Origin of the sequence: Oceanobacillus jeddahensis (assembly GCF_000750635.1) — a bacterium.
GTDB classification, from domain to species: Bacteria; Bacillota; Bacilli; order Bacillales; family Amphibacillaceae; genus Oceanobacillus; species Oceanobacillus jeddahense.
Window position 1 is genome coordinate 1 of sequence record NZ_CCDM010000009.1, and the last position, 11,829, is coordinate 11,829.

The following is an 11,829-nucleotide window of genomic DNA, read 5'->3' on the forward strand; positions in this document are numbered from 1 at the left end:
TTTTCTCTTATCTAATACTTGCCGTACGATTTGAATTCGATCATCTAACTCATGTTTCGTCAGTCTTCTAGACATACAAAATACTCCCTTCATAGTAGGAGAGATTTTTTATTATTTCTCTGTCTACTATAAAGGTAGCATATCACCGGTCGCCTTACACTTTACCTTCTATTCTTTGTCAAAAGGAACGATCAACTTCTGTTTCCATGGGAATGAAGTTACTTTTTAATGTGTGAAAGTTGTGTTATTTACATAAATATATCAATCCTGTTTTATTGTTGCAAATAGTTAAATAATAATAAGATTGCTGACTATTTAAATAGAATGATTTGTGTAGACTTAACAATTATTTGATTAACCATAAAATTATTATGTAAACTAAAAATAATAATCCCTAGAAATCAGTACCAATATTACGTATAATAAAGGTGTTATGCAAAAGTCAGGAATAAACACCAAAGTTTGATATATACAGATAGGAATAAGTTGAAAAAGGGGTAAAGGCTTGTGATCACGTATATGGAAAAAAGGGTAACAGAACAACAAATTGCATCCCTCTACAAAGAAATGAAAGATCATGGGGATAAGGTAAATGCAGATAAGATGCTTGATATCTTGGAAAAATACGTTAACCAGGAATTTGTCATCACATTAACAGGTCATTTTTCTGCAGGGAAGTCTTCGTTAATTAATCATCTATTAGGAGAGGAAATTCTGGCGAACAGTCCGATTCCTACCAGCGCGAATATTGTAAAAATCTCATCTGGAGAGGGCACTGTTCATGTGTTTTTTCATAACGGGGATGTGGTTGAATATCATGAACCGTATAATTTAGAGCAAATTAAACAGTTTACTAAAAATAAAAACGATATTAAAAAAATGCATATCAGCACGGGAGAGGAAATTTTACCGCCGTATACCGCTATTTTAGATACGCCGGGAATTGATGCTGCAGATGATGTTGACAGAATGCTGACAGAAGCTTCTCTTCATTTATCGGATTGTCTTATTTATGTAACGGATTATAATCATGTTCAATCTGAAGTGAATTTATTATTTTTACAGGCTATGCAGGAAAATGGTCTGCCATTTATTATCGTGATCAATCAAATAGATAAGCATAATGAAGCAGAATTACCGTTTGTCGAATTTGATAAAAAAATTAAACAAACGTTTGATCAATGGAATCTGCATCCTTCTTCTATTTTCTACACATCTCTTAAAAATCCCGAAGCACCGCATAATGAATGGGAAGCGCTGAAGGACACTGTCTTTCATATGCTTCGGTCGAAAGATGAATACATGACGATGGAGGCAAGCATTCGACAAATCGTGAGTGATCATAAAGAAAAAGTCCATCGAGAAATGTCGAATCAAAAAGTCTCATTAGGCGAAGTGGATAAAGTGTCACTGGATGAGAAAATAGAAACATTAACGATGGAAATTGAAAATCTGGAGGAGCGTCCCGAACAAATAGCAGCTGATTTTTTGAACGAGGTGGATCAGACTGCGAAAAATGCATATCTGATGCCGGCAGATTTAAGAGAGCTTGCGAAGGATTACCTGGAAGCAATGCAGCCAGATTTTAAAGTTGGCGGCCTATTTACTAGTGGTAAAAAAACGAAGGAAGCGAAAACAGAACGGAAACAGGCTTTTATGGAAGCTTTAGAAAAAAATGTGGAAACTACATTAAAGTGGAAGCTTCGTGATAAGTGGTATGAGCAAATTGAAATAAATCAACTAGATTCTTCATTTCAGGAAAAAGGAGTTTCATATCTGGAATGGTCTTTACGTGAGGATCTGCTGGAGAGCAATTTGCGTAAAGGCGCAAGCATAAATGGAGATTATGTATTAAATTATACGAATGAAATAGCAGCCGATTTAAAAACATATTTCAAAAAACAGATGAGGCAGCTGGCTAATGAAGTAAAAAAAGAGCTTGAATTAAAAAACAAAGATAAATGGAATGATCTAAAAGCGCAATTGGAGCAGCTGGAGGAAAAAAAAGCAGACCAGCAAGCCAATCATGCGCTTGACAATGAAGAAACTGCTTATTTCAAGCGTTTAGATGAACAGGAAGCAAACCCGGAAGTGCAGCCGGAAACGATTGCAGCGATGAAGGAAGAACTAAAAGCCCGCAAAGTCATCCCTAAGCAAGGAATATCGGCTTTAGAACTGGTTGAAGAAGAGATACAGAAGGAAGAACGGGAGGACGAACAGGAAGAAACTGTGAATACGCTGCATGATAGTACAGAGCGGGATGTTGTCCATGATATTGATCAAGTATTACAGTTGGTCCAATTACCTGGATTTGAAAGCTATCAACAGGATTTAAAGAAGCGAAAAATATCTTTAACGGAACGATCCTATACGATTGCTTTATTTGGTGCCTTCAGTGCAGGGAAGTCATCCTTTGCTAATGCAATTCTTGGAGAGCATGTTTTACCGGTATCTCCTAATCCGACAACTGCAGCAGTCAATCGCATTCGTCCGGTTACAAGTGAAAATCAGCATCGGGACGTTATTATAACCTTTAAATCAGAAGAAATGCTTATCGATGATATAAAAACGTTGGCAAAAGAATGTGATCCGCCCAACACTTCATTCAGTAAGCTGATTACTTGGCTGCAAACAGAGAACGTATTGGAGGGTGTGCGTCTGCCAAAAATGTACCAGGCTTATTTAAGTGCGGTGCTGGAAGGCTATGAAGCAGCAGAATCTGTGATTGGATCGTCTAAGAAAATTACGTTTGATGACTTTGAGTCTTATGTGACAGATGAAGAAAAAGCATGTTATATTGCATCGATGGATCTTTTTTACGATTGCGAAGTAACAAAGCAGGGGATTACGCTTGTTGATACGCCGGGAGCTGATTCGATCAATGCGAGACATACTAATGTATCCTTTGAATATATCAAACATGCAGATGCTATTTTATATGTTACCTATTATAATCATGCACTCTCCCGTGCAGATAAAGATTTTCTGATGCAGCTGGGGCGTGTGAAAGATGTATTTGAGTTAGATAAAATGTTTTTTATTGTCAATGCAGCTGACCTTGCCAGCAATCAGGAAGAATTAGATCTGGTAACCGGGTATGTCAAAGAACAATTAGTACAATTAGGAATTCGCTTTCCACGTCTTTACCCTGTTTCGAGCAAGCTTTCTTTGAGAGAAAAAATAGAACAAAAGATATTGAATGAGCAAATGCAGGCTTTTGAGACCCGTTTTTATGACTTCATTCATCGTGACCTAACCGTCCTTGCGAAAAGAGCTGCAATGAATGATATAGAGCGCTCCGGTGAGGCGTTAGAAGAATTTATTCAATCATTAAAGCTGGATCAGTCTGCAAAAGCAAAACGGAAAGAAGCATTACAAAATGCTTACCAGCAAATTGTTCATTATGTAGAAAATCTGGACACAGCTTCCACGGAGAAGCGCTGGCATCAAAAATTAGAAAAACAAACCTATTTTCTAAATGGGCGTTTTACGATCCGTTTCCATGATTTGTTTAAAGAAATTTATAACCCGACCACCATTACAGAGTCTGGCAGAGCAGGGAGGGAGCAGTTATCAAAGCAATTTGAACAACTTACCCTTTATATGGAAACTGAATTGCATCAGGAATTATTAGCTGTTTCGTTACGGATTGAACAGCTGTTAAAAAGTTTATTTAAAAACAATCAACATGAAATGATTGAAACAGCGAAAAAACTGGATCCGGTTTTTTCCATATCCGAATGGGATATAACAGCTTTTGACACACCTGATATCACAATGAAATTATCCATTGAAAAGCATCAAGAGCTTCAAAAATTATTTGCCAAATTTAAAGATACGAAAACATTCTTTGTTCAAAATCAGAAAGAAGAAATCAAAGAGCAGTTATATACAATCATTGAACCAGATATTCAAGCATTTGTAGAAGACGGCAGAAGGTTAATTATGGCTTCTTATCAGGAACAGTGGGATAAAGAGCTGGAACAGGAAAAAACAACGCTTGTACATGAAGCAGATGTGCTTTATCAGCAATTTATAGACCGTTTATTTGTAGAAGCGGATATGGATGATTTAATAACAAGAAGAAAACAATTGAATGCTGTATTGCACTATAGTTTTTCCAACATGGATACAGAGAGGAAGGAAATAAAGCATGACGACAAATAAAGTTTTATTAGTAGATGGGATGGCGCTCCTGTTCAGAGGATTTTTCGCTACATCTTTCCGGGGGAATTTTATGTATAATTCCCAAGGAGTTCCAACAAATGGTATTTATCAATTTTTACGTTATTTAACGGATGCGATTCACACTTTTGAACCGTCCCACGTTGTTTGTTGCTGGGATATGGGAAGTAAAACATTCCGTACAGAAATGTATGATGGTTATAAAGCTAATCGTGATGAACCACCGGTGGAGTTGATTCCACAATTTGATTTAGTGAAACAAGTCGTAGAATCTTTTGATATTCCCAATATTGGTTTAGAAAATTTTGAAGCAGATGATTGCATGGGAACTCTTGCAAATATGTATAGCCCGGAAAATGATGTGTTTATTCTTTCAGGTGATCAGGATTTGCTGCAATTAGTAAAAGAAAATATACGTGTAATTATTATGCGGAAGGGACAGGGAAATTATGAAGTTTTTGATAAAGAAAACTTCTATGAGAAAAAAGCACTCACACCTGAACAAATTATTGATTTAAAAGGACTGATGGGGGATTCATCGGATAATTATCCAGGTGTAAAAGGAATTGGAGAAAAAACAGCTTTAAAATTATTACAGGAATTTGGAACCGTCGATGGTTTAATTGATAATATGGAAAAGCTTCCTAAAGGGGTACAGAATAAGTTGCAAGCGGATATGGACATGCTCTATTTATCACGGAATCTTGCGGAGATCAAATGTGATGTTCCAATAGCTTGTGATTTAGAAGCTTCCAAATGGAATTTTAAAGAAGAAAAGGTAATAACGGAATTGGATAGACTGGAATGGAAACATGTAGATCGTTTGTTAGATCCATTAAAAAATAAACCATCCATATCATTTTAATTCATTATTTAAATGGAGGGGTACCCTTTATACCTGTTAGGGGTATAAAGGGTACCCCTCTTTATTTCTTGTATCTATAAGATATTAAAGGTAATGTACTGTGCGTTCGTTCTTTTTAACGAACATCCATGTATAAGTTTTTCTTATTGTATAAAATTAGAAGTGAACGTAAAGATTAGGTTTGGTAAAAAGACTTTCAATAGCTATAATGGAAGAAGAGATATTGTTCGAAAGAAAGGGGGAATAGAATGTATTTTAAATCGAAAAAAGACAGATGGATGGCTATTATTCTTTGGGTTATTGTGCTTAGCGGTGTGCTTATTCCGTTATTCAGAGGTCAGGTAGTTAATGCACTAATTATCATGCTTTTATGTGGCCTCCTGCTTTGGTTTTGGTTCCGTACAGGATATAAAATTGATAAAGATCGTTTAATTGTTTATTACGGGCCTATCCGTCAAACCATTTATATAGAAAATATAGAATTAATCCTCCTTGCTAAAATGCCAATTATCGCGCCGGCATTATCGTTAGACCGTATACAAATTCGAAGTGGGAAATATGATTTAATCGCTATCTCACCGAAAGATAAGTTTACTTTTGTGGAAGAACTGGCAAAATTAAATCCGGATATTTCAGTAGATAAACGTTTATTAAAGGAAGAGAAAGGAGAATAAGGCATGAGAGTAGTGGATAATGTTACAGAGTTAGTCGGAAATACACCGATGGTAACTCTAAATCAGCTACAGCCTGAAAATGCAGCAAAAATTTATGTGAAGCTTGAAATGTTTAATCCAAGCGGAAGTGTAAAGGACCGGGCTGCAATGCATATGATTCATATTGCCGAGCAAGAAGGGCTTATACAGCCTGGGGATACAATTATTGAGCCGACTAGTGGTAATACAGGAATAGGACTGGCAATGGCTGCTTCAGCAAAAGGATATAAAGCGATTCTTGTAATGCCGGATAATAGTACCCTTGAGAGAAGAAATCTTTTGAAAGCATATGGCGCTAAAGTTGTTTTAACGCCTAGCAGTGAAAAAATGCCTGGAGCTATTCAAAAAGCATTAGAATTGCAAGCAGAGATTCCAAACAGCTTTATTCCTCAGCAATTTAAAAACATGTCGAACCCGGATGCCCACCGTAAAACAACAGCTTTGGAAATTTTAAACGATATGAACGATCAATTGGACGCGTTTGTTTGTACTGCAGGTACCGGTGGAACAGTAACAGGTACTGGAGAATCATTAAGAGCGTTCATACCGGATTTACATATTGCTGTAGTGGAGCCCAAAGGTTCCCCGGTACTATCAGGAGGGGAGCCTGGTTCCCATAAATTAGTGGGGACCAGTCCTGGCTTTGTACCTGAAATTTTAAATACATCTATTTATGACGAGATTATTCAAATCAATGATGAACAGGCGATAAATTTATTAAAAGAGCTTGCACAGAAAGAAGGATTATTTATCGGTCCCTCTGGAGCAGCTGCTATTTATGCAGCAAGAGAAATCGCCAAGCGTTTAGATAATACGAAAAAAGTGGTTTGTATTGCTCCGGATACGGGAGAAAGATACTTGTCCATGGATTTTCTGCAAGATACGGATTAACGAAGCAGGCAAATCACCTATTTTTTTATTTTGCATAGTTTACCAGTAAAGAAGTTGAACCATGATGGTTTTTTGTATCTTGAAGCCAACGCATGAAAACTTTTCTTCATCATATTAAAAAAACTCTATTTTTCATTTGTTTTTCTGTATTATTCCTGCTATAATACAGACAAATTCATTATTCATAGGTGAACGATAGAGGTGCAAAGACCATCAGTAAATATGCAGAGTCAGATTAGGCTGGCGAGGAAGCATATAGAAAGGGGAATTTGCCGAAGTACAATAAGCCTTATTCTTATTGCACTGGTACCAGGATTGAATAAACCCGGTGCTGTCATATAGGAAACTATGTGGAGGGCTATCAGCTGAGAGGACATTAAAATGTTTATGCAGCAGCGGTCTCCGTTGGTGCTTTTTATTTTGTGGAAAAATTGAAGTAATGGATAATGATAAGAAAAAATAAATTCAGAAGCAGTGAAATTAACTTTACTGTTCCTGCTTATCTTTATTACTTTCCACCCTCTAGGTTTTTTAAGCACTTTCCTTAGGTGCTATCGTCTATTTTTCATCAAGTAATGTTGATATTATACAAAGGGTGTGTTGTTATGAATTTTGGAAAAGTGGTTACGGCGATGGTAACGCCATTTAATGAACAGCAAGAAATTGATTATGAGGCATTAGATATTTTAATTGAATATCTTATTGAAAATGGTTCAGATGGGTTGGTAGTAGCGGGAACCACAGGAGAATCTCCAACTTTATCAGATGAAGAAAAATTAGCGCTATTTTCTCATACGGTACAGCAAGTAAATGGAAGAATTTCAGTGATTGCAGGTACTGGCTCGAATCAGACAAAAGGATCGATTGCATTATCACAAGCAGCTGAAAAAACAGGCGTGGATGCCATTATGCTTGTAACACCTTATTATAATAAACCTTCTCAAGATGGTTTGTATGCGCATTTTAAAACAGTGGCCGACTCGGTTCAATTGCCAGTGATGCTTTATAATGTGCCTGGCAGAACTTCTGTCGATTTGGCAGCAGAAACGGTTATTCGATTATCAGCTGTTGATAATATCGTGGCAATTAAAGATGCAAGCGGCGATATGGATAAGGTAACAGAAATGGTCGCGCAAACGGACGCCAGCTTTTCTGTATACAGTGGAGAAGATGCGCTGACCTTACCGTCCCTTGCAGTTGGGGCAATAGGAATTGTTTCTGTTTCCGGACACGTTATCGGCAATGAGATGCAGGAGATGATTGCTGCCTATGAACAGGGAGCTGTGAAAAAAGCTGCTTCTATTCATCAACGTATCCTGCCCGTAATGCAGGAAATGTTTGCTGCACCAAGCCCTTCTCCAGTAAAAGCAGCATTAAATCGAAATGGGGTACATGTTGGCGGTGTTCGTTTGCCGTTACTTCCATTAAATGATGAACAGCTGCAATCGTTGAACCATAAATTAGAGTTGCTGGAACAAGTAAAATAATCAAGATGAAAACCTCTCTAACATTGTTTAGAGGGGTTTTGCATTTTCACTGAAGCTTCCTGTGTTATTATTATCCCCCTAAAAAAATCGCTATAATACTTACCCAAATTTTAAAATTAAATGGTAAAATATGATACAAGCTAATCAAAAAAAGAAGGGATGGGGAGCGGATGAATGAAACATGGATTCAAGCAGATGATAGCATTACGCTTTGGGGGATTATCATTATTTGGGCCTCTGTGAGTATATTTTTAGAACAGCGCTACAGCTGGGCTTCCAAGGTTACAGGGGCAATTATTGCATTAGTAGGTGCAATGGCTTTATCCAATTTCGGAATTATTCCAACAGAGTCCCCCGTATATGATGCAGTCTGGTCTGTTATTGTACCATTAGCCATACCGCTTTTGTTATTTCACGTTAATCTTAAAAAAATATGGAAGGAAAGCAGCAGGTTATTGCTTATATTCCTGTTAAGTTCCATCGGTACGGTTGCCGGAACGATTATTGCATTTTTTACTTTACGAAATCACATACCTTTTTTAGATCAATTAAGCGGTATTTTCGGTGCTTCCTATATTGGAGGAGGCGTGAACTTTGCGGCGATGGCAGCTAAATTTGACACGCCAGGGGAAATTGTTTCTGCAGCAGTGGTTGCGGACAACTTAATGATGGCATTACTGTTTATTATTCTAATGATGATCCCTGCACTTCATTTTATCCGTAAACGTTATCCGACACCACATGTGGAAGAAGTAGAAAAGAATCACTCGGCGAATGATAAAACATTGGCAGAAAGTTTCTGGAAAAGGAAAGAAGTTTCTTTGAAGGACATGGCGCTTTCGATTGGAACAGCTTTTCTTTTAGTGATTGTGTCTTTAAAAATTGCCGAATTTTTTGCCGGGATTATTCCTAGTGGAGAAGATGTTTCGTTCTTCAATAACTTGTTAAATGGAATTATTGGGGATCAGTATTTAGTATTAACAACTCTTACCTTTGTCGCTTTGGCAGTATTTCCAAACTACTTTTCAGGGTTAAATGGAAGCCAGGAAATTGGAACGTATTTAATTCATATCTTTTTTGTCGTAATTGGAATACCTGCTTCTATCACGTTAATTATTCAAACGGCGCCATTATTGCTTCTATTTGCATTTATTATTGTGGCAATTAATTTAATGCTATCTCTTGTTTTCGGAAAATTATTCCGAATGAGTTTAGAAGAAATCCTGCTGGCGAGTAATGCAAATATCGGGGGACCAACTACTGCAGCTGCGTTTGCGATTGCAAAAGGCTGGAGGCAACTAGTCGGTCCGATATTAATCGTTGGAACCTTAGGTTATATTGTAGGAAATTATATCGGCACCTTCCTTGCTGTGTGGTTCGGCACCTTGATGTAGATAAACAAAAAAATCCACTTCTGTATGTATGACAGAAGTGGATTTTTTGTTTATCATGAGAAAAATTGTACATAAATCTTCCAATGAGTGAAGTGTTGTTTTATATTAAAATATTTCTAAGGAAAAAATGTTTAGATTTGTTGAAAGCAATTTAGAGATAGTATAATTTATATAAGTCAGCGAGCTAACTTATATTTTTAAGGATTAGTAAAGGCTGATTTCGTGAATAATAGAATATCAGCAGTAATCCTTATGCTGCATCAAAGAGATTAAGAAGGTTGGGATAGCTATTTTCAAGCGATTATTATTATTGCTGTTTATAATACTGTTAGCCATTTGGACAAAACCTTTATGGGAAGATCCGGTCCGCGATATCATCCCTGATGCCGTAAGTGATGCGTTTTCCTCTGCAAGCGATTTTGTTACAGAAGCGATAGATAATGACTTTTACTTTCGTCAAGTAGCAGATGAAGCAACTTCTCTTTTTGATTCCATTACAGGTTCAGAAACGAATAGGGAGTATGAACAAGTAGAAACACCGGAACTTACTACACCCGAAGAGCAATCTTTCTCAGTTGGTAATGTAGAAATTGGTGATTCAAAAGCTCAAGTTGAAGAGATGTATGGAGAAGCCGAACGAGAAAGCGAAAATGAGTATGGAGTAGAATGGTCCACATATCATGAAAACTATCAAAATTTTATGATGGTTGCCTATGATGAACAGGAGATGGTACGTGGTCTCTTTACAAACCAGGATTTATTATCATCCCAGCACGATATTGCTTTAGGTGATTCCAAATCATTTGTAAACGAGACATTAGGGGAGCCAGAAGAAATGATACGTAATGGCTGGTTTAATTATAAGATTGAAAGTGAAGGGGAATATGATGTTTATCATATAGATGGCACCTATGCAACAATTTTCTATGATCTGCATGAGTCAGAAGAAATAACAGCAATTCAGTTGATAGACGAAGACTTAGAATCTGCCAAAAGTACCCTCTATACTCCAGGAAGTGAAGAGCTCAAAGAAGGTTTAGAATATCAATTATTCGATTTAACCAATGCAACCCGTGTGAAGAATGACTTGTCTATTTTAGACTGGGACGAAGAGGTAAGAGAAACGGCAAGAAAACATAGTACGGATATGGCTGCCAATCAATTTTTCAGTCATACCAATTTAGAAGGACAGTCTCCCTTTGATCGATTGCGGGAAGATGATATTTCTTTCTTAAGTGCGGGTGAAAACCTTGCATATGGGCAATTTAGCAGTGTTTTCGCACATCAAGGATTATTGAATTCTCAAGGTCATCGGGAAAATATTCTACATGGAGATTTTAGTCATTTAGGTATTGGTGTGGACTTTAACGAAAGTGACCAGCCGTTTTATACGGAGAATTTTTTCAGTAATTAATGGTAATGGAACTTCGTGATACGTGTTTAGAAACGAAATATGTGAAAGTAAAAGATAAATGTGGAGGTATTTGGGATTTGAGTGTTACGAAATCCTAGGCAAATCAATACTTTTATTTAAGAGGATGAATGGATACAATGTTCATCCTTTTTTATATGGAAAGAAAACAATGTATTTTAATTTTCGACTGTTTGTTTAGATTTTTAATATGTATTCCTTTTTCGATTTAGATAATAATAAAGGTTGATTATCCATAGCAAGAAAGTTATTTAAAACGGAAAGAAGTAGTTTTAGAAAAAATCAGACCTTCCATAAATCACATGGTCCGGAAAGGGGATAAACAGTTTGATTTATATATATAATGATTATGGCGGTACGCATACCACTTCACTTGCAGCGGCTTATCATTTGAATAAACTTCCTTTAAATCGAAAGCTGACAAAGGAAGAAATACTTCATGCACCATACTTTAATCAATTAACAAAGCATGATCTCGGCAAGCTTATTTACCATGGAATAGATGAAGAGGGCAATCCTGTATACACCATAGGAAGAAGAAATAATAAATTTGTTGTACCAGCAATCCAGGAGTTCGCGACAATACTACAGGAAAAAGACCAGCTAGATGAAAAGATTGTTATTTCCAATACTTCACCTACTGTGCCTTTCATCATGTCTGTTGGAGGATTTTTAGCGAGAGGATTGCATATCAACTTTTTAGGAGAACCTTTATTAATTGCCGGCGCAAAGCAATGTTGTGGAAAGATTAACCGATTAGTGGAGGAAACAAAAAAAGCGGGGCATGCTATGACTACGCAAGTTATTGTGTTGGAAAACAAAAAGTTTCATTGATTTATACAGAAAGGAAATAACGGTTCAA

At 36.8% G+C, this 11,829-nt stretch carries 8 protein-coding genes and 1 riboswitch; all 8 genes read left to right on the top strand.

Translation table 11 applies throughout. The features are described 5' to 3' along the window. Nucleotides 1–519 precede the first annotated feature (519 nt). The 8 genes from BN986_RS24330 (at nt 520) to BN986_RS24365 (ending at nt 11,801) form a co-directional block, all read left to right on the top strand. Nucleotides 520–4,167 (top strand): dynamin family protein, encoded by a 3,648-nt coding sequence (locus tag BN986_RS24330; protein WP_052401154.1) that lies wholly within the window; start codon nt 520–522, stop codon nt 4,165–4,167. Next, nucleotides 4,154–5,050, top strand: coding sequence for a 5'-3' exonuclease (locus tag BN986_RS24335; protein WP_040985188.1), 897 nt, complete (start codon nt 4,154–4,156; stop codon nt 5,048–5,050). Before BN986_RS24330 ends, BN986_RS24335 begins: the two co-directional genes overlap by 14 nt. 248 nt (nt 5,051–5,298) lie before the next feature. Further along, nucleotides 5,299–5,724 carry a PH domain-containing protein gene (locus BN986_RS24340; RefSeq protein WP_040985190.1) on the top strand — a complete coding sequence of 142 codons (426 nt, stop codon included), beginning with the start codon at nt 5,299–5,301 and terminating at the stop codon, nt 5,722–5,724. Between the two features lie 3 nt (nt 5,725–5,727). Continuing rightward, a complete protein-coding gene (cysK, locus tag BN986_RS24345) occupies nt 5,728–6,654 on the top strand; it encodes a cysteine synthase A (protein ID WP_040985192.1) in 927 nt (308 codons plus the stop codon). A gap of 188 nt (nt 6,655–6,842) precedes the next feature. After that, nucleotides 6,843–7,023, top strand: a riboswitch (Lysine riboswitch). A gap of 236 nt (nt 7,024–7,259) precedes the next feature. Continuing rightward, entirely contained in the window at nt 7,260–8,141 is an 882-nt protein-coding gene (dapA, locus tag BN986_RS24350; protein WP_040985194.1) for a 4-hydroxy-tetrahydrodipicolinate synthase, read from the top strand. Nucleotides 8,142–8,311: 170 nt separating this feature from the next. Further along, nucleotides 8,312–9,535, top strand: a complete 1,224-nt coding sequence (locus tag BN986_RS24355) for a DUF819 family protein (protein ID WP_040985196.1) — start codon at nt 8,312–8,314, stop codon at nt 9,533–9,535. Between the two features lie 310 nt (nt 9,536–9,845). Continuing rightward, nucleotides 9,846–10,949: a CAP domain-containing protein gene (locus BN986_RS24360; RefSeq protein ID WP_244445093.1), complete on the top strand. Its 1,104-nt coding sequence runs from the start codon at nt 9,846–9,848 to the stop codon at nt 10,947–10,949. Between the two features lie 345 nt (nt 10,950–11,294). After that, a complete protein-coding gene (locus BN986_RS24365; RefSeq protein WP_040985199.1) occupies nt 11,295–11,801 on the top strand; it encodes a DUF3189 family protein in 507 nt (168 codons plus the stop codon). Nucleotides 11,802–11,829 lie beyond the last annotated feature (28 nt).

Excerpts from the sequence above, each read along its gene's own strand:
- BN986_RS24330 (WP_052401154.1), top strand. The coding sequence starts at position 520 with ATGGAAAAAAGGGTAACAGAACAACAAATTGCATCCCTCTACAAAGAA.
- BN986_RS24335 (WP_040985188.1), top strand. The coding sequence starts at position 4,154 with ATGACGACAAATAAAGTTTTATTAGTAGATGGGATGGCGCTCCTGTTC.
- BN986_RS24340 (WP_040985190.1), top strand. The coding sequence starts at position 5,299 with ATGTATTTTAAATCGAAAAAAGACAGATGGATGGCTATTATTCTTTGG.
- cysK (WP_040985192.1), top strand. The coding sequence starts at position 5,728 with ATGAGAGTAGTGGATAATGTTACAGAGTTAGTCGGAAATACACCGATG.
- dapA (WP_040985194.1), top strand. The coding sequence starts at position 7,260 with ATGAATTTTGGAAAAGTGGTTACGGCGATGGTAACGCCATTTAATGAA.
- BN986_RS24355 (WP_040985196.1), top strand. The coding sequence starts at position 8,312 with ATGAATGAAACATGGATTCAAGCAGATGATAGCATTACGCTTTGGGGG.